Origin of the sequence: Candidatus Photodesmus blepharonis (assembly GCF_000731795.2) — a bacterium.
GTDB lineage: Bacteria > Pseudomonadota > Gammaproteobacteria > Enterobacterales > Vibrionaceae > Vibrio > Vibrio blepharonis.
In genome coordinates, this window is record NZ_JGVK01000027.1 from 213891 (window position 1) to 232550 (window position 18660).

The 18660-nt window shown below is 36.7% G+C and carries 18 protein-coding genes; 12 read left to right on the top strand and 6 right to left on the bottom strand.

Annotation, left to right across the window (positions count from 1 at the left end):
* Nucleotides 1–72: 72 nt before the first annotated feature.
* The 3 genes from seqA (at nt 73) to CF67_RS03920 (ending at nt 3299) form a co-directional block, all read left to right on the top strand.
* Entirely contained in the window at nt 73–615 is a 543-nt protein-coding gene (gene seqA / locus CF67_RS03910) for a replication initiation negative regulator SeqA (RefSeq protein ID WP_034414650.1), read from the top strand.
* 119 nt (nt 616–734) lie between these two features.
* Complete coding sequence (gene pgm / locus CF67_RS03915; protein WP_034414653.1) at nt 735–2369, top strand: phosphoglucomutase (alpha-D-glucose-1,6-bisphosphate-dependent); 1635 nt, start codon at nt 735–737, stop codon at nt 2367–2369.
* A gap of 171 nt (nt 2370–2540) precedes the next feature.
* A complete protein-coding gene (locus CF67_RS03920; RefSeq protein WP_034414655.1) occupies nt 2541–3299 on the top strand; it encodes a Nif3-like dinuclear metal center hexameric protein in 759 nt (252 codons plus the stop codon).
* Between the two features lie 57 nt (nt 3300–3356).
* Here the strand turns inward: CF67_RS03920 and CF67_RS03925 are convergent, their stop codons facing one another.
* A complete protein-coding gene (locus CF67_RS03925) occupies nt 3357–4643 on the bottom strand; it encodes a citrate synthase (protein ID WP_034414656.1) in 1287 nt (428 codons plus the stop codon).
* Between the two features lie 381 nt (nt 4644–5024).
* On the opposite strand from CF67_RS03925, the gene sdhC reads away from it, so the two are divergent.
* From sdhC to sucD, 8 genes are all read left to right on the top strand, one after another.
* Nucleotides 5025–5417: a succinate dehydrogenase, cytochrome b556 subunit gene (gene sdhC, locus CF67_RS03930; RefSeq protein WP_034414657.1), complete on the top strand. Its 393-nt coding sequence runs from the start codon at nt 5025–5027 to the stop codon at nt 5415–5417.
* Nucleotides 5411–5758: a succinate dehydrogenase, hydrophobic membrane anchor protein gene (gene sdhD, locus CF67_RS03935; protein WP_034414658.1), complete on the top strand. Its 348-nt coding sequence runs from the start codon at nt 5411–5413 to the stop codon at nt 5756–5758. The genes sdhC and sdhD overlap by 7 nt, the downstream gene beginning before the upstream one ends.
* Nucleotides 5759–7525, top strand: coding sequence for a succinate dehydrogenase flavoprotein subunit (gene sdhA / locus CF67_RS03940; protein WP_034414659.1), 1767 nt, complete (start codon nt 5759–5761; stop codon nt 7523–7525).
* 13 nt (nt 7526–7538) lie between these two features.
* On the top strand, nt 7539–8255 hold the full coding sequence (locus CF67_RS03945) for a succinate dehydrogenase iron-sulfur subunit (protein ID WP_034414661.1): 717 nt from the start codon (nt 7539–7541) through the stop codon (nt 8253–8255).
* A gap of 97 nt (nt 8256–8352) precedes the next feature.
* Nucleotides 8353–11160 carry a 2-oxoglutarate dehydrogenase E1 component gene (gene sucA, locus CF67_RS03950; protein WP_034414662.1) on the top strand — a complete coding sequence of 936 codons (2808 nt, stop codon included), beginning with the start codon at nt 8353–8355 and terminating at the stop codon, nt 11158–11160.
* A gap of 46 nt (nt 11161–11206) precedes the next feature.
* Nucleotides 11207–12382 (top strand): 2-oxoglutarate dehydrogenase complex dihydrolipoyllysine-residue succinyltransferase, encoded by a 1176-nt coding sequence (gene odhB / locus CF67_RS03955; protein WP_034414663.1) that lies wholly within the window; start codon nt 11207–11209, stop codon nt 12380–12382.
* Between the two features lie 48 nt (nt 12383–12430).
* Complete coding sequence (sucC, locus tag CF67_RS03960; protein WP_034414664.1) at nt 12431–13618, top strand: ADP-forming succinate--CoA ligase subunit beta; 1188 nt, start codon at nt 12431–12433, stop codon at nt 13616–13618.
* Nucleotides 13599–14474, top strand: coding sequence for a succinate--CoA ligase subunit alpha (gene sucD, locus CF67_RS03965; RefSeq protein WP_034414666.1), 876 nt, complete (start codon nt 13599–13601; stop codon nt 14472–14474). The genes sucC and sucD overlap by 20 nt, the downstream gene beginning before the upstream one ends.
* Before the next feature lie 144 nt (nt 14475–14618).
* Here sucD and rnt read toward each other — a convergent pair whose 3' ends face one another.
* The gene (rnt, locus tag CF67_RS03970; RefSeq protein ID WP_034414668.1) at nt 14619–15257 is read right to left on the bottom strand and encodes a ribonuclease T; all 639 of its coding nucleotides are present in this window, start codon (nt 15255–15257) and stop codon (nt 14619–14621) included.
* A gap of 152 nt (nt 15258–15409) precedes the next feature.
* On the opposite strand from rnt, the gene motY reads away from it, so the two are divergent.
* Nucleotides 15410–16282, top strand: a complete 873-nt coding sequence (gene motY / locus CF67_RS03975) for a flagellar protein MotY (RefSeq protein ID WP_034414670.1) — start codon at nt 15410–15412, stop codon at nt 16280–16282.
* Nucleotides 16283–16318: 36 nt separating this feature from the next.
* Here the strand turns inward: motY and gloA are convergent, their stop codons facing one another.
* The 4 genes from gloA to rsxG are packed head-to-tail and all read right to left on the bottom strand — an operon-like array spanning nt 16319 to nt 18652.
* Complete coding sequence (gloA, locus tag CF67_RS03980; protein WP_034414672.1) at nt 16319–16717, bottom strand: lactoylglutathione lyase; 399 nt, start codon at nt 16715–16717, stop codon at nt 16319–16321.
* A 12-nt stretch (nt 16718–16729) separates the two neighbouring features.
* Nucleotides 16730–17362 (bottom strand): endonuclease III, encoded by a 633-nt coding sequence (nth, locus tag CF67_RS03985; protein WP_034414675.1) that lies wholly within the window; start codon nt 17360–17362, stop codon nt 16730–16732.
* On the bottom strand, nt 17359–18024 hold the full coding sequence (locus tag CF67_RS03990) for an electron transport complex subunit E (protein WP_034414678.1): 666 nt from the start codon (nt 18022–18024) through the stop codon (nt 17359–17361). Before CF67_RS03990 ends, nth begins: the two co-directional genes overlap by 4 nt.
* The gene (rsxG, locus tag CF67_RS03995) at nt 18017–18652 is read right to left on the bottom strand and encodes an electron transport complex subunit RsxG (protein WP_034414681.1); all 636 of its coding nucleotides are present in this window, start codon (nt 18650–18652) and stop codon (nt 18017–18019) included. The genes CF67_RS03990 and rsxG overlap by 8 nt, the downstream gene beginning before the upstream one ends.
* Nucleotides 18653–18660: the final 8 nt, after the last annotated feature.

Here is an 18660-nt window from a genome sequence, read left to right on the forward strand (position 1 = left end):
TAACCTAGAGTATCGGCGAAGATCTGTTTATACTTTTCCAGATCATTAAAACATAGAGATTGTAAAAAGCGAATGAAAATAATTGAAGTTGACGAAGATTTATACCATTACATTGCTGCTCAAACTAAACATATTGGCGAAAGCGCTTCAGATATTCTTCGTCGTTTGCTCAGTGTTGATGGAAACCTTATGGATTCTATCGAGTTGATAGAGCCAACTAAGCAAGACACTACAGCGAATGAAGATGAAAAGCAAAACATTCAACTTATTGTTGGTGTAAAAGAAATACGATCATTACTAATTTCTGATGAATTCATTAGGTCAAAAAAAGCAATTGATCGTTTTATGTTGGTACTGTCGAGACTGTATCATATTAACCCGGAGAGTTTTGCAGAAGCAGCGCAAGTTAAAGGACGTACGAGAGTGTATTTTGCTGATAATGAAAAAATATTGTTAGCGCATGGTAATACGACCAAACCGAAAGTAATTCCAAATACCCATTTTTGGGTTATTACGAATAACAATACGAGTCGTAAGCGTCAAATGGTTGAGCAACTTATGATGAAGATGAGCTTTCCTCTAGGTTTAATTAGAAAAGTAAGCAATGCAATTTAATTATTTACACTTAATTTATGTATCTGTGCATCGGCCAGTCTAATGGATTTAATCATTCTGTTAATCAATGAAGAGAAAAATTTTGACATTAAATAGTGTTCAAAGAAGGATCATCTGATATGGGTACATACTCCAGGATAATACAAGAGAGCTTACATAATATTCCTATCTTAATCTCTAATTATTTTTTATTAAAGCCCGATTCAAATAACCCTAGTCATGGAGTGAAATTTGGCACTTCAGGCCACCGTGGTAGTGCAGACAAATTTACATTTAATGAGTTACATGTTTTAGCTATTGCTCAAGCGATAGTTGAGGTTCGCGCCGAACATAATATAACAGGTCCATTATTCATTGGTAAAGACACCCATGCTTTATCTGAGCCTGCTTTTTTAAGTTTAATCGAAGTGTTTATTGCAAATAAAGTGAAAGTTATTGTTCAAAGGAATAATGGTTATACACCTACCCCTAGCGTATCTTATGCAATATTAAATTTTAATTTAACGAACAATAATAAAGCAGATGGTTTAGTAGTAACCGCATCACATAATCCACCTCAAGATGGTGGTATTAAATACAATTTTATTCATGGAGGTCCAGCTGAGATCGAGCTGACTCAGTCAATAGAAAACAGGGCTAATTTTTTGATGGCAACAAATCTAGAAGGTGTCAAGCGTATTCCTTTATGTGATGCTAAAATTTCAGATCTGTTTTTTGAAACAGATTTAGTTACACCTTATGTAAATGATTTAGCAAACGTAATTGATATGGAGATACTTCAAAAAGTAGATTTGAAGTTGGGAGTTGATCCGCTCGGTGGTAGTGGTGTGGATTATTGGCGTCAAATTGGAAAAGTATATAATTTAGACTTGACTTTGGTACGCCAGGATATTGATCCTTCTTTTAAGTTTATGTATTTAGATAAAGACGGTGTAGCACGGATGGATTGTGCGTCTTCCCACGTAATGGTAGGCTCATTGGAATTGAAGGATGATTATGATCTTATTTTTAGCAACGATCCTGATTGTGATCGCCATGGAATTATAACTCCAAAAGGGTTAATGAACCCCAATCATTTTTTAGTAGTATGCATTGACTATTTATACCGTCACCGTAAAAGTTGGAAAAAAGATCTTGCTGTAGGGAAGACTTTAGTATCGAGTTCCTTAATTAATCACATTGTGAGCGATTTGGGTCGAGAAATATGTGAAATGCCAGTAGGTTTTAAGTGGTTTGTTAATGGTTTGTATCATGGAACTCTGGGGTTTGCAGGCGAAGAGAGCGCTGGTGCTTCTTTTTTACGTAAAGATGGTACACCTTGGTCTACAGATAAAGATGGAATAATTTTGTGTTTGTTAGCAGCTGAGATTACTGCAGTTACTGGTAAAAATCCTCAGCAATATTATGAGGAGTTAAGTGTCAAATATGGTGAATTTCAATACAATCGTATTCAAGAATTCGCGACTTCTTCTCAAAAGAATTTCTTGGATAACTTGTCGTCAGAACTACTTTCTTTTGAAACTTTAGCAGGTGACGCTATAATTTCAAAATTGACTCATATCCCAGAAAATAATATTGCTATTAACGGTCTTAAAGTAACTACCGAGAATGGTTGGTTTGTAGCTCGTTCTTCTGGCACTGAAAATATCTATAAGATTTATTGCGAAAGTTTTAAGGGTGCAGAGCACCTAAAATTAATTGAACTTGGAGCGCGTAAAATTGTGAAACAGCTATTTCTTAACGCTGGTTTATAAGCTCCTGTTAATGGAGCTTTCAACAGATTTTTTATTTAATTAGTTTTTTAGTCTATTGCACTGGGAGGCACTAATGATTTTCTTAATCTACATTTATATCTTGTTATGCGTTAATGTAGATCTAAGGCAAGGATATGTGAAAAGTGGATTACCAAGATTTGGAAGCAGTGAATGAATAATATGAAGTTGGAAAAAATACTGAATCATGAATTGTCTGCTAGTTCGGTGAAAGATTACACCACCAATGGAATGCAAATTGAAGGTAAAGGTGAAGTTGAACGTGTGGTTACAGGTGTGACTGCATCACAATTATTGATTGATCAGGCTGTTAAATTGAATGCAGATGCATTGCTTGTTCACCACGGCTATTTTTGGAAAGGTGAACCAGCTCCAATTAGAGGGATGAAGGGAAAACGTATTCGTACTTTAATCAAGCATGATATTAATTTGTATGCTTATCATTTACCATTAGATATTCATCCTAAACTAGGAAATAACGCTGAGTTAGCTCGCTTATTAAAAATAGAAATTGAAGGTGGTTTAGAAGAGAATAAAAATTCTCTTGCCATGTTTGGAAGATTGAAGGAGCAAACCAAAGTTAGCGATTTTATTGGTAGAATCAATCAAGTACTTGGTCGTTGTCCATTACATGTTTTTCCAGAAAATCTAGATCAGATGATCCAAACAGTTGGTTGGTGTACAGGTGGTGGGCAAAATTATTTGGAATTAGCAGCTCAACATGGTTTAGACGCATTTATTTCTGGAGAAATATCAGAGCGTACGACGCATTTAGCAAGAGAATTAGGTATTCATTACTTTTCTGCTGGCCATCATGCGACTGAGCGTTATGGAATAAAGGCTTTGGGTGAATGGCTAGCACTGAAATGTGGGTTAGAAGTCAAATTTGTTGATATTTATAATCCAGCATAGGAAAAATGCAAAGGGATCTGGGCTTGATAGTTTTGTAGCAAGCCCTGCCGGCTCTTATTAAGGTTTGTACAATGGTTTAAAATCACGTTTTTTTTGGCCAGTGTATAGTTGGCGAGGACGGCCTATACGATTGCTGGGATTACTGTGCATTTCGTTCCAGTGGGCAATCCAACCTATCGTACGTGACATTGCAAAAATAACCGTAAACATATAGACGGGGATACCGATTCCTTTGAGAATAATTCCTGAATAGAAATCTACATTGGGATAAAGTTTTTTTTCAACAAAATATTCATCAGAAAGTGCAATGCGTTCTAGTTCTATTGCGACCTCAAGAAGCGGATCTTTGATGTTGAGCTCTTTGAGTACTTTGTGACATGCCTCGCGCATGACAGTTGCGCGCGGATCATAATTTTTGTAGACACGATGACCAAAACCCATTAAACGGAATGGATCGTTTTTATCCTTAGCCTTGTTTAGATATTTCTCAATGCTATCTACATTAGCAATTTCTTCAAGCGTATGAAGGCATGCTTCATTGGCTCCACCATGAGCAGGACCCCACAATGAAGCAATACCTGCTGCAATACATGCGAACGGATTTGCGCCTGATGAACCTGCCAGACGCACTGTCGAAGTTGATGCATTTTGTTCATGGTCTGCATGTAAAGTAAAAATTTTGTCCATTGCACGTGCAATAATGGGGTTAACTTCATATTTTTCACATGGGTTAGCAAACATCATATGCAAAAAATTTTCTGAGTAATTTAAATCATTACGCGGATAAATAAAAGGTTGACCGATTGAATATTTATAGCACATTGCTGCTAGAGTCGGCATTTTTGAGAGAAGACGATATGCTGCAATTTCTCGATGCATGTCGTTATTCACATCTAATGAGTCATGATAAAAAGCTGCCAGTGCTCCAACCACGCCGCACATAACTGCCATTGGATGAGCATCTCGTCGAAAACCGCGGAAAAAACTAGCAATTTGTTCATGTACCATTGTATGATGGCTGACCGTAGTTTTAAATTTTTTATACTCTTGATAATTTGGGGCTTGACCATAAAGTAGTATGTAACATACTTCCAAGTAGTCAGCATTGTTCGCCAATTGGTCTATTGGATAGCCGCGATGCAGTAGTATCCCTTTATCTCCATCAATGTAGGTGATTTGAGACTCACAAGATGCGGTGGCGAGAAAGCCAGGATCGAAAGTGAAGTATCCGCTTGTGCCTAATTGACGAATATCGATTACTTGGGGACCTTGTGTTCCATTAATAATCGGCAATTCGATCGGTATGTCACCTTCAATATGAAGTGTAGCTTTCTTACTTGCCATAACAATCTCCTTACTAGTATCTAGATTTTTTGAGTAAAAATATGCTCGTGCATGATTTTTTGTACGTGTGTTTGTTATCAAAGTCAATTTCTCATCTTTTGATGTGTGGGCTTGTTAGGATTTTTATATTTGTGGAATAAAAGATATTGAAAATATGTTCTACATGGCAAAAACCATTGTTTTAATTATGTTAGAATGGGTTGGTGTTTTGTATAAATACTATGGAAATACAATTTTAGCGTTCAATAAATAAATCCTAGGTAAAAAAGAAATAACATTCCGTTGCTTTCAAAGTTTGTTTTGTTTCCAAATGAAGATTAGGATTTCGGAGTTTGCAGTATAAATTTTTTTAAAATTGTATAGTGTCAAAAGGAAATCAACTTGAAAAGATCTGTGAAAGAGAAAAAATCAAGACCGATTAATTTAAATTTATTAACCATGGATTTTCCAATTACGGCTATCGTGTCTATTTTGCATCGCATATCTGGAGTAGTTATGTTTTTTGCTATTGGAATTTTTCTCTGGTTGTTATCTGAATCTTTAGAGTCTGACGAAAGTTTTGTAGAAATAAGTCAGCTCATGAACTCTTTGCTGATGAGGTTCATTCTTTGGGGGATTTGTACTGTTTTTTCCTATCATTTTGTCGCTGGAATTCGTCATCTCTTGATGGATATTGGTTGCTTTGAAGAGTTTGAACGTGGTGTATTCAGTGCTAAGTTTACCTTTTTCATTACAGCACTACTTTCTATTTTCCTAGGGGTATTTATATGGTAGGCAATATTTTCTCATTTGGTCGTAATGGGGTCCATGATTTCTTACTTATTCGCGCCGCTGCAGTTGTTATAGCTGTTTATTTTCTTTATATTCTTGGTTTTTTCCTGATTTCTCCTACTGTCTCCTATGAATCTTGGAAACATTTTTTCAGCAGTTTGTTTACTGAAGTTTTTACAATGCTTGCTTTAGTTTCTATATTGATTCATGTTTGGATCGGTTTATGGCAGGTATTGACAGATTATATTAAATGTTCAAAATTGCGTTGTTGTCTGCAATTAGGTGCTGTTCTGACTTTGTTGGGATATTTTTTTTCTGGATTATTTATTCTATGGAGTGTTTAGGTGAGTATTCCTATTCGAGAGTTTGACGCTGTAGTAATTGGTGCTGGTGGTGCTGGTATGCGATCTGCATTGCAAATTTCAGAGCAAGGTTTTTCCTGTGCATTACTTTCTAAAGTATTTCCAACTCGTTCTCACACAGTGTCTGCTCAAGGCGGTATCACTGTTTCTTTAGGTAATGCGCATGAAGATTGTTGGGAGCAGCATATGTATGACACCGTTAAGGGTTCTGATTATATCGGTGACCAAGATGCTATTGAGTATATGTGTAAAAATGGTCCAGAGTCAGTAATTGAGCTTGAAAAAATGGGATTACCTTTTTCTCGTTTTGATAATGGTACGATTTACCAGCGTCCATTTGGAGGACAATCTAAGAATTTTGGTGGAGAACAGGCAGCGCGTACAGCAGCAGCGGCAGACCGAACTGGCCACGCTTTATTGCATACGCTTTATCAGCAAAATATTAAGCAAAAAACTACAATTTTTTCTGAGTGGTATTCGATAGACATTGTTAAAAATATGGATGATGTAGTTTCGGGTTGTGTGGCGTTTTGCATAGAAACGGGGGAAATTTGCTATTTCAAAGCCAAAGCAACTATTCTAGCGACTGGTGGAGCAGGTCGTATTTATGCTTCTACGACTAATGCGCATATTAACACTGGTGACGGTATAGGTATGGCGATTCGGTCTGGTGTTCCTATGCAAGATATTGAAATGTGGCAGTTTCATCCGACAGGAATAGCTGGATCTGGTGTACTAGTTACTGAGGGTTGTCGTGGTGAGGGTGGCTATTTACTAAACAAAGATGGTGAACGTTTTATGGAACGTTATGCCCCTAATACTAAAGATCTTGCCAGTCGTGATGTGGTTGCGCGATCAATGATGATTGAAATCCGTGAAGGTCGTGGTTGTGATGGTCCATGGGGTTCCCATATTAAGTTAAAATTGGATCATCTCGGCGAAGATGTATTGCAATTACGTTTACCGGGTGTTTGTGAATTATCTCGTACGTTTGCTCATATAGATCCTGTCAAAGAACCGATTCCGGTTATTCCTACCTGCCATTATATGATGGGAGGTATACCAACTAAAATTTCCGGCCAAGCTATTAAAAAAGATGTAAATGGTAGAGATATAGAGATTCAAGGTTTGTTTGCTTGTGGGGAAGTTGCTTCCGTTTCGGTACACGGCGCAAATCGGTTAGGTGGTAATTCACTGCTGGATTTAGTCGTATTTGGTCGTTCTACAGGTTTGTATCTAAGCGAGACGCTAGATAAGCAAGCTGACTCTAAGCCAGTGATAAAAGAAGATATTGAGCGTTCGCTTGAACGTTACAATCGTTGGGAAAACAGTAAAAGCGGTGAGGATCCTAATCGCATTCGTAAAAGTTTGCAACAGTGTATGCAAAATAATTTTTCAGTGTTTCGTGAAGGTAATGCTATGGCCAAAGGTTTAGAAGAATTAAAAGAAATTCGTGATTCTTTGAGGTATGCGCATCTATCAGATAAATCGATTGAATTCAATACACAACGTGTTGAATGTCTTGAATTGGAAAATTTAATGGAAACAGCGTATGCGACTGCAGTTGCAGCTAATTATCGTACAGAAAGTCGTGGAGCTCATGCTCGTTTTGACTTTCCTGAACGTAATGATAAGCAGTGGTTATATCACTCTTATTATAATCCCGAAACAGAATCAATGTCTAAGCGTGAAGTTAATATGGATCCTATTCATCGTGAAAGATTTTTACCTAAAGTGCGTACTTACTAGAGAGAGTTAAAAAGTGAAATTGCATTTCTCTTTATATCGTTATAATCCTGATATTGATTTAAAGCCTTATATGGAAGATTATGTTCTTAGAGTTGAAGAACATTCAGATATGATGCTTTTAGATGCGTTAATTTTGCTGAAAGAGCAAGATCCAACAATTTCTTTTCGTCGCTCTTGCCGTGAAGGTGTTTGTGGTTCTGATGGTTTAAACATCAACGGTAAGAACGGTTTAGCATGTATCACACCCTTGTCTACATTATTGGCATCTCGAGATCGAATTGTTGTTCGACCATTGCCTGGATTGCCAGTGGTACGTGATTTAATCGTTGATATGGAGCAATTTTATTACAATTACGAAAAAATAAAGCCATTTTTAATTACAGAAGGCAATGATTTTTCTTCTAGTGAGAATCTTCAAAGTCCTAGTCATCGTGCACGTCTAGATGGTTTATACGAATGTATTATGTGCGCATGTTGTACCACATCTTGTCCTTCTTTTTGGTGGAATCCTGATAAATTTATAGGTCCTGCTGGCTTACTTGCAGCATACCGCTGGTTGCTTGATACTCGAGATAGAGCAACTGATGAGCGTTTATCTGATCTTGAAGATTCGTTTAGTGTTTTTCGTTGTCATGGTATAATGAACTGCGTCAATGTTTGTCCTAAGGGATTAAATCCCACAAAGGCTATCGCTCATATTAAATTAATGTTGGTTAATCGTTCTATTTAGTGAGCGAAACGATTGCTTAGCTACTTTAAATTAAGTTTTTCTTGTACCAATATATGTAAATCTAATGACGAACACCAGATACTCATTAAGGAATAGTATGCATGAAGATGCAATTGAGGTATGGCTGAAGTCTTCACACTTGGCTGGTTCTAATGCAAGTTATGTGGAAGAACTTTACGAATTGTACCTAGATGATCCAAATTTGGTAAGTGAAGAGTGGAGGCGCGTATTTGAAGATTTGCCTGTATCTTCTTCGATTCTCGAACAGCCACACTCTCCCATTCGTGATTACTTTAAGCGTCTTGCTCGAGAGATAAAATATTGTAGTTTTCAAGTCAAGGATCTTGATATCGATGTTAAGCAAGTAAAAGTTTTGCAGCTTATTAATGCTTATCGATTCCGTGGTCATCAGGCTGCGAATTTAGATCCACTAAATCTTTGGAAGCGAGATATTGTCGCTGATCTTGATCCTTCCTTTCATTCACTTTCTAAAGATGATTTCCAAAAGTCTTTCAATGTGGGTTCGTTTTTTTCTAGTCAAAAAACCATGGCATTAAAAGATTTGTACAAAGCGCTTAACCAAACCTACTGTGGCTCGATAGGTGCTGAATATATGCACATGACTAATACGGAAGAAAAACGCTGGATTCAGCGGCGTTTAGAATCTATTTTAGGTCAACCTGCATTTAATAAAGAAGAAAAATATTCGTTTTTATCTGAGTTAAGCGCAGCAGAAGGTTTAGAACGTTACTTAGCTGTAAAGTTTCCTGGAGCAAAGCGTTTTTCATTAGAAGGTGGTGATACTTTAATTCCAATGATGAAGGAAATTATCCGTCATTCTGGTATTCAAGGTATACGTGAGGTTGTTGTAGGCATGGCGCATCGTGGCAGGCTTAATATGTTAGTCAACGTTTTAGGAAAAAAAACACAGGATCTGTTTGATGAATTCGCTGGGAAAAATGATGAAACTTGGGGGACAGGTGATGTTAAATATCACCAGGGTTTTTCTGCTGATTTTGCAACATTAGGTGGTAACGTTCACTTAGTTTTAGCATTTAATCCGTCTCATCTCGAAATTGTAAATCCAGTCGTTATTGGTTCGGTTCGTGCTCGTCAAGATCGTTTAGGTGACAAGAGTGGTAGTTCTGTTTTGCCAATTACAATACATGGAGATTCAGCTGTTGCAGGACAAGGAGTCGTTCAGGAAACATTCAATATGTCACAAGCACGCGGCTTTTGCGTAGGAGGAACTATTCGTGTTGTTATTAACAACCAAATTGGTTTTACTACTTCAAATCCTCGTGATACTCGCTCTACCATGTATTGCACTGACATCGCTAAAGTAGTACAAGCACCAATATTTCATGTAAATGCAGATGATCCAGAAGCAGCTGCTTTTGTAGCTCGTTTAGCCTTAGATTATCGTAATACTTTTAAGCGTGATGTAGTTATTGATTTAGTGTGTTATCGTCGCAACGGCCATAATGAAGCTGATGAACCAAACGCAACTCAGCCTCTTATGTATCAAAAGATTAAGAAGCACCCAACACCGCGTAAACTATATTCTGATACATTAATCAAGAGTGGTGAATTTGATATTGAAACAACAGTTCGACTAGTTAATGAGTATCGTGATGCTCTAGATCGTGGCGAAGTTGTAGTTAATGAGTGGCGTCCAATGGCGCTCCAATCAGTTGATTGGACTCCTTATTTTAATCATGATTGGAATATTGAATGGGATAGCCAAGTGGCTATTGACAGATTAAGGGATCTTGGTAATCGTATTTGTCGTTATCCAGAAACTCATAAACTTCAAAATCGGGTAAAAAAACTTTACAGTGATCGATTATCCATGATCAATGGTGACAAGCCAGTTGATTGGGGTATGGCGGAAACTTTGGCTTATGCGACACTAGCTGATGATGGTAAGCGTATTCGTATTTCAGGTCAAGACTCTGGGCGTGGTACTTTTTTTCATCGACATGCTGTCTTGCATAACCAGCTAGATGCTAGCATTTATATTCCACTTGCAAATATTCATGATAAACAGGGTCCGTTCCAAATTTTCGATTCGGTTTTGTCTGAGGAAGCAGTTTTAGCTTTTGAATATGGTTATGCAACTGCGGAACCGGGAGGATTAACGCTATGGGAAGCTCAGTTTGGCGATTTTGCTAATGGAGCTCAAGTTGTTATAGATCAATTCATTTCATCTGGTGAGCAGAAATGGGCACGTTTGTGTGGTTTAACAATGCTTTTACCACATGGTTATGAAGGTCAAGGTCCTGAACATTCTTCTGCGCGTTTGGAGCGTTATTTGCAATTATGTGCAGAGCAGAATATGCAAGTTGTTATTCCTTCAACACCTGCGCAAGTTTATCATATGATACGTCGTCAAGTTATTCGTCCTATGCGTCGTCCATTAATTGTTATGTCACCTAAATCTTTGTTACGCCATCCACTATGCACTTCATCTCTCAAGGAACTTGCTGAAGGTACTTTTCAAGCTGTTCTTGGAGAAGTTGATTCTTTAGATAAAGAAAAGATCAAGCGAGTTGTATTTTGTTCTGGAAAGGTTTATTTTGACGTCCTTGAAGAACGTCGTAATAGTAAACGAGATGATGTCGCAATTATCCGTGTAGAGCAGCTTTATCCGTTTCCGTTGGAAGAGTTAGAAACTGCCATTGCAGAATATACAAATGTCGTTGATTACGTTTGGTGTCAAGAAGAGCCTCAAAATCAAGGTGCTTGGTATAATAGTCAACATAATTTCCGTATGGCTATTCCATCTAGTGCAAATTTAAGGTATGCAGGTCGTCCAGCTTCCGCCTCACCAGCAGTAGGTTACATGTCCGTACATTTAAAGCAACAAAAAGAGTTAGTTAAAGATGCGCTTAATGTTAGGTAAATAAAGTTTTGAATTTAAGAACGAGAAGCAAAAGGAATGATATTACATGACAATTGAAATTCTGGTCCCGGAATTGCCCGAATCGGTTGCGGATGCAACTATAGCAACATGGTATAAAAAAACAAACGATGTTGTGGATCGTGATGAAGTTATTGTTGATATTGAAACGGATAAAGTAATTTTAGAGGTACTTGCTCCTAAGACTGGAGTGCTACAGGAGATTATTGAGCCAGAAGGTGCTTCAGTATCTTCTAAACAGTTAATTGCTAAGTTGCAGCCAAGCGTTATTTTAGGTAAGTCGATCACAGATATAACTCAAAAGTCTGAATCTTCATCGGAAACGCATGAAGCACTTAGTCCTTCAGTACGTCGTCTTCTCGCCGAGCATGATTTAAAATCGAATCAAATAAAAGGTACTGGAGTGGGTGGTCGTATTACTCGTCAGGGTATTAATGCTTATTTAGCTACTATTAGTTCAGGTTCTGATGAGAATGAAGATATTAAACGAAATCCTGTCTTAGATCGTAGAGAGAAACGTGTTCCAATGACTCGATTACGCAAGACGGTTGCAAATCGTTTACTGGAGGCTAAAAATAATACAGCAATGTTAACTACATTTAATGAAGTTAATATGAAATCTGTTATAGATCTTCGTAAAAAATATAGAAAGAAATTTGAAGAGCGTCATGGTACTCGTTTAGGATTTATGTCTTTTTATGTGAAGGCAGTCATCGAAGCTCTTAAGCGTTATCCGGAAATTAATGCTTCAATTGATGGTGAAGATGTTATTTATCATAATTATTTTGATATCAGTATTGCAGTCTCAACACTCCGTGGTTTAGTTACACCAGTTTTGAAAGATTGTGGTGTACTTACTTTTGCTGAAATTGAAAAAGGTATTAAAGAATTAGTAACGAGAGGTCGTGATGGTAAATTGACTGTTCAAGAATTAATGGGTGGTAATTTTACTATTACCAATGGTGGTGTGTTTGGATCACTTATGTCTACACCAATTATCAATCCTCCTCAATCAGCAATTTTAGGTATGCATAAAATTCAAGATCGTCCCATGGTTGTTGATGGAAAAATAGAAATTTTGCCTATGATGTACTTAGCATTATCATACGATCATCGTTTGATTGATGGACGTGAATCAGTGAGTTTTTTGGTTACGATAAAAGAGTTAATTGAAGATCCAGCCTGTTTGTTGCTGGATATTTAACACTGGAATTTTGATTTTTTTCATAGATGAAATGAACGGAACACCTAAATGAATTTACATGAGTATCAATCTAAACAGCTTTTTATAGAGCTTGGTTTACCTGTACCTAAAGGTCATATATGCGATACACCTCAAGAAGCTTTTGATGTTGCAGATCGCATTGATACTGAAAAAAAAATTATTAAATGTCAGGTGCACGCCGGTGGTCGTGGTAAGGCTGGCGGTATTAAATTATATGATAATGGAAATGATATAAAAAAGTTTGCGCAAAAGTGGTTAGGTAAAAGACTGGTTACTTGCCAAACAAATGCAAACGGTCAGCTGGTATCGAAAATCTTAGTCGAAGAAGTACCTAGTATTGTTAAAGAGTTTTATTTAGGTGCTGTTGTAGATCGTGTAGCTTGTTGTATTGTTTTTATGGCGTCGACTGAAGGAGGAGTAGAAATTGAAAATGTTGCAAAGGAAACTCCTGATCTGATTCATAAAGTTTCTCTGAATTCACTGGTTCCTCAAGCGTATCAGGGTCGTGAGTTAGCTTTTAAACTTGGTCTTGAAGGAAAGCAAATCAACCAATTTGTTGAAATTTTCATGATTCTTGCTGATATGTTCGTTAGGTATGACCTAGCTCTACTGGAAATTAATCCTTTAGCTATTACTGATCAGGGTAATTTTTTATGTCTTGATGCTAAAATTAGTCTTGATCCAAACGCAATGTATCGCCAGAAAAAATTGCATCAAATGTACGATCTTTCTCAAGAAGATGAGCGTGAAGTGCAAGCTGCTCGATGGGGACTTAATTATGTAGCCCTTGAGGGTGATATCGGTTGTATGGTTAATGGTGCAGGTTTAGCTATGGGCACGATGGACGTTGTTCATCTCCACGGTGGACAGCCTGCTAATTTTCTTGATGTAGGTGGCGGTGCTACTCAAAATCGCGTAGTGGAAGCATTTAAGATAATTTTATCTGATACTAATGTTAAGGCAGTGTTAGTTAATATTTTTGGTGGAATTGTTCAGTGTGATCTTATTGCCGATGGCATTATTGGAGCAGTCGAAGAAGTAGGCATTGAAATTCCTCTTGTTGTTCGTCTTGAAGGTAATAGCGCATCTTTAGGTTCTAAAAAGCTTGCAGATAGCTCTTTTAGAATCATTATCGCCGCCTCTTTAACCGAAGCAGCAAAAAAAGTGGTTGAAGTAGTCAGAGCAAGGAGGGACAATGTCTATACTGATAGATAAAAAAACTAAAGTTGTATGTCAAGGTTTTACTGGTTCTCAAGGAACCTTGCATTCAAAACGAGCAATTGATTATGGTACGAAGATAGTTGCTGGTGTCTCGCCAGGTAAAGGTGGGCAGATTCATTTAGCTACTCCTGTATTCAATACGGTGCGTGAAGCAGTACATTTTACTAATGCAACTGTTTCTGTTATCTACGTACCAGCACCTTTTTGTAAGGATGCTATCCTTGAAGCAATTGATGCAGGTGTCAAGTTGATTGTCACTATTACTGAAGGTATTCCAGTATTAGATTTGTTAAATGTAAAATTGCGTTTAAATGAAGCAAAGGTCGTTATGATCGGTCCTAATTGCCCAGGTATTATTACTCCAGAAGAATGTATGATTGGTATCATGCCGGATTGCGTTCATAGGAAAGGTAAAGTGGGTGTTGTATCTCGTTCTGGTACTCTTACTTATGAGGCTGTTAAGCAGATTACAGATGGAGGTTTTGGTCAATCAACCTGCGTAGGTATTGGTGGAGATCCTATTTCTGGCTCAAATTTCGTTGATATTTTACGACTGTTCGAGGAAGATCCGGAAACTGAGGTAATTGTTCTGATTGGTGAAATTGGTGGTACCTCTGAAGAGGAGGCAGCTGAGTTTATAAAAAGTAATATAACAAAGCCTATTGTTGCTTATATTGCTGGTGTTACAGCTCCTTCCGGCAAACGAATGGGGCACGCTGGCGCAATTATATCAGGTGGAAAGGGTGCTGCTAAGGACAAATTTGCAGCATTAAAATGTGCTGGTGTAAAAACTGTTAACAGCATAGATAATATTGGTGATGCTTTGTATGAAATTACTAGTCCGTGTTAGCACGGGTATATCTTGTATTGATTTCGTTGGCTAGTAACTATATGAAAAATCACTGTAAGTGTTGATTATTTAAGTTTTTAGACACTGTGTTTGATATTATAATGTTTCTTTGGGTTGTTTTTAGCGAAAATGTTTCTTGATTTTTCACTTTTGAAGTGGCCAGCCTCCGAGAGTTTTCCATTTATTAATAATTCCACAAAAGAGTTCAGCTGTTTTTTGTGTATCATAGAGTGCAGAGTGTGCTTTTTCGTTATCAAATTTAATATCAGCTGCTTTGCATGCTTTAGCAAGTGTAGTTTGACCATATGCCAGTCCACTCAATGTCGCAGTATCAAAGGTTGTGAAAGGATGAAAAGGTATTCGCTTTAGATTACAGCGTTCGCTGGCTTCTATAATAAAACTTAAATCAAAAGCAGAATTATGGGCGACAATTACTGCACGGTTACAATCGGCAAGTTTTTGTTCTTTACGGATAAGCTTATACGTTTCTTTTAGTGCTTCTACTTCAGCGATAGCATTACGTAATGGACTAAATGGATCATGAATACCGTTAAACTTTAACGCAGCTGCTTCAAAATTAGCGTTTTTGAAAGGTTTAATATGGAAATGAATTGTTGAAGAAAACTGTAAATGACCATATTCATCCATGCGTAATGTAATAGCACAAATTTCTAAAAGAGCGTCAGTCTTTGCGTTAAAACCAGCAGTCTCAATGTCTATAACAACAGGAAAATATCCACGGAATCGTTTTTTAAGTGTTGATACTTCATTTTCAAAATTCATATTGTAATATTTAAACTTTGCTTTATAAGAACAAAAGAGTATTATCGCAGATTCTAGTCTAGATTAGAAGCGAGTATCGATTTCTTCTAAATAAAATTGAATATTTAAAAATTGGTCGCGTATTATTCAAATAACGCTTGCTGTTACTCAATATGAAAAAAGTTCTTGTAAGCAATTTGCTCATTAGCCTGTTAAGTTTTCAAAATATTCAGGCTGTGGAGGGCCGTTATGTTTCCTCTCCTTTGGAATCGCAGTGGAATGTAGTTACTAACACTCCTTTGGAGTGTCGTTTAGTGCATTCTATTCCTAACTATGGCAGTGCAGAATTTTCATCGCAAGCTAGTAAAAAAATTAATTTAAACTTTGAACTTAAAATGCGTAAACCTACAAGGCAAATCAGCGATGTTAGTTTAGTCTCCATACCACCTTACTGGAGACCTGGAGAGGCTGCCGAACATATTGTTAATATAAAATTTTTTAAGCAATTTGATGGCTATATTGGTGGAGAAACAGCTTGGAGAATTTTATCGGAGTTAGAAGATGGACGTTTTCCTACTTTTATTTATAAAGATTGGGAGAGTAGTAATAGAAGTGCTGAAGTTGCTTTATCCTCTGTTTTGTTTCAAAAAGAGTATTATTTGTTTAACACCTGCATAGCTAATTTATTGCCATATAGTTTTGAGGATATTTCTTTTACAATTTTACATTATAATCGCAATACTCTTCAATTAAACGAAGATTCGGAAAAACGCTTGTTAAGAATAGAAGAATATATTCGCTATAGTAAAGATATTGATTTGGTGCTGATATCCGCTTACACTGATGGAGTTGATAGAAAAAATGAGAGTCAACATTTATCTGAGGTACGAACAAAAATGCTTGAAGAGCATTTTAAATCATTAGGTTTACCAGAAGATCGGATCCAAGCACAAACGTATGGCAGGCGTCGTCCTATTGCTGATAATTCCTCTCCACTTGGTAAAAACCAAAATCGCAGAGTAGTTATTTCTCTAAGTAAAACTTAATTAACTGTGATGAAAGGAAGCCGTTCATCACAGTCCTTAGATAGTGTTGTTTTGGATTAGTTCAATCATGTAGCCGTCTGGATCTTTAATAAAAGCGATATGTGTTGTTCCACCTTTGACTGGACCAGGCTTGCGTATTATGTTAACTCCATAAGCTTCTATTCTATTGCAAGCGGTGTAAATATCGTTGACACCAATTGCAATATGACCAAATGCAGAACCTAAGTCATATTTGTTTATATCCCAGTTGTATGTTAGTTCTATTACTGACTCTTCTGCTATATCTCTAAAACCAAGAAATGCGAGTGTATATTTATACTCTCTATTTTCATGAGTACGTAATAACTTCATTCTCATGACCTTAGTGTAAAAGATTATGGATTCCTCTAAGTTACTTACACGTAACATAGTATGTAAAATACGAGAATTTGACATGATCTTCCTTAATTATTTCGTTTTTGCTTTAAATTCGCACAATTCCTCAATAGTACAATTTTTACAGCGAGGTTTACGCGATGTGCATGTATAACGTCCATGAAAAACTAGCCAGTGGTGTGTGTTACGCTTAAATGCTTTTGGCACTACTTTTAATAATTTTCGCTCAACATCATTAGCTGTTTTTCCTATTGCAAATTTAGTACGATTAGCGGTTCGATAAACATGTGTGTCAACAGCAATAGTAGGCCAACCAAACACTGTATTAAGAATAACATTAGCTGTTTTTCTACCAACACCAGGGAGTGCTTCCAAAGCCTCCCTGTTTTCAGGAACCTCTCCTTTGTGTTCTTCAATCAAAATACGACAGGTTTTGATAACATTTTGTGCTTTTGAGTTAAATAATCCTATTGTTTTTATGTATTTTTTTATTTTATCTTCTTGCAAAGAAAATAGTGTTTGAGGAGTATTAGCTACCTGGTAAAGTTTTTTAGTAGCTTTATTAACACTAGTATCTTTAGCTTGCGCTGAAAGTAAAACAGCGATGAGTAACTCAAACGGAGTACTCCAATTTAATTCTGTTTTTGGATTAGGATCATTTTTTTTAAATTGTTCTAAAATTTTAATGCGTTTTTCTTGATTCATGATGGATTTTTTACTTTGCAATCTTTATTTCGAAAGCGTTTATCTGTAGCCTGCTTCAGAGCAATTAGAAATCCCATGCTAATAAATGCTCCTGGAGGGAGCAATGCTAATAAGAAATTAGCATTGAAGTCGAAAATTTCAACCTTTATTGGAGTTGCCCATTGACCAAGCAGTAAATTTGCTCCATCAAAAATAGTACCATTGCCAGCTATTTCTCTTATAGCACCAAGTAATACAAGGGTGATGCCCATTCCTGTTCCCATTCCTAAAGCATCTTGAGCAGCAGCTACTACGCTATGTTTTGATGCAAATGTTTCAGCTCGAGCGATGATAATGCAATTAGTAACAATGAGTGGGATGAATATACCTAAAGATAAGTATAATTCGTAGGTATACGCATTCATTAACAACTGAATACAAGTAACTAGCGACGAAATGATTATAACAAAAATAGGAATACGTATTTCTTTAGGAATGTGATTTCGTATTAATGACACTATAATATTATTAAAAAATAAAACAAGCAAAGTTGCAATACCAAGACCGAGCGCGTTTATGATTGTTGTAGAAACTGAAAGTAATGGACATAATCCTAAAAGTTGTACTAATGCTGGGTTGTTTTCCCACATGTTAAATTGAATTTGAGACTTAACGTTATTCATACAAATTTCTGCAATCTAAGGATTTAGAAAATAGAGTATCTTGGTTTTGGTTAATATAGAGTACTGCGTTTTTTACTGCTTTGACGACTGCCCTCGGAGTAATTGTTGCGCCGGTAAATTGATCGAATTTTCCACCATCTTTTTTTACCTTCCAATTTGATAAGACACTGTCAGTTATTTTTTGACCTGTAAAGCTTAGAGCCCAATCTGTGATATGAAAATCAATCTTATTACCAAGTCCAGGAGTTTCTTTATGGGATAGAATCCTAACTCCAGTGATGGTACCGTCTCGTTTTATACCAATGATCATTTTTATTTCTCCATTGTAACCATCAGGCGCAATGGTTTCAATCGTTAAAGCTGTTGGTTGCCCATTTAGAGTTGCTAAACAGGAAGGTAGGGGACGATTTGTACCTAAAGCAGGATCAGTTATTAACGTACAGCATTGATGCAAATTATTATCATAGAGATTATGGGGTATTATATGATCTAATATGGATATTACTTGTGCTGTTTCTTTTTCCTTAATTCGATCTTTAGTTAAATATTCAGTTAGAGCGACCAGTCCTGTAAATATACAAGCAAAAACTGCTAGAGTTAAACTGTTTTTTCTAGTTGCTGCTAACATAGAACTTT

Bases quoted from the DNA above. Each gene is read 5' to 3' on its own strand.
- motY (WP_034414670.1), top strand. From the start codon at position 15,410: ATGAAAAAAGTTCTTGTAAGCAATTTGCTCATTAGCCTGTTAAGTTTT.
- CF67_RS03920 (WP_034414655.1), top strand. From the start codon at position 2,541: ATGAATAATATGAAGTTGGAAAAAATACTGAATCATGAATTGTCTGCT.
- sucC (WP_034414664.1), top strand. From the start codon at position 12,431: ATGAATTTACATGAGTATCAATCTAAACAGCTTTTTATAGAGCTTGGT.
- odhB (WP_034414663.1), top strand. From the start codon at position 11,207: ATGACAATTGAAATTCTGGTCCCGGAATTGCCCGAATCGGTTGCGGAT.
- CF67_RS03990 (WP_034414678.1), bottom strand. From the start codon at position 18,024: ATGAATAACGTTAAGTCTCAAATTCAATTTAACATGTGGGAAAACAAC.
- CF67_RS03925 (WP_034414656.1), bottom strand. From the start codon at position 4,643: ATGGCAAGTAAGAAAGCTACACTTCATATTGAAGGTGACATACCGATC.
- gloA (WP_034414672.1), bottom strand. From the start codon at position 16,717: ATGTCAAATTCTCGTATTTTACATACTATGTTACGTGTAAGTAACTTA.
- seqA (WP_034414650.1), top strand. From the start codon at position 73: ATGAAAATAATTGAAGTTGACGAAGATTTATACCATTACATTGCTGCT.
- rsxG (WP_034414681.1), bottom strand. From the start codon at position 18,652: ATGTTAGCAGCAACTAGAAAAAACAGTTTAACTCTAGCAGTTTTTGCT.
- rnt (WP_034414668.1), bottom strand. From the start codon at position 15,257: ATGAATTTTGAAAATGAAGTATCAACACTTAAAAAACGATTCCGTGGA.
- sucA (WP_034414662.1), top strand. From the start codon at position 8,353: ATGCATGAAGATGCAATTGAGGTATGGCTGAAGTCTTCACACTTGGCT.
- sdhD (WP_034414658.1), top strand. From the start codon at position 5,411: ATGGTAGGCAATATTTTCTCATTTGGTCGTAATGGGGTCCATGATTTC.
- pgm (WP_034414653.1), top strand. From the start codon at position 735: ATGGGTACATACTCCAGGATAATACAAGAGAGCTTACATAATATTCCT.
- nth (WP_034414675.1), bottom strand. From the start codon at position 17,362: ATGAATCAAGAAAAACGCATTAAAATTTTAGAACAATTTAAAAAAAAT.
- sucD (WP_034414666.1), top strand. From the start codon at position 13,599: ATGTCTATACTGATAGATAAAAAAACTAAAGTTGTATGTCAAGGTTTT.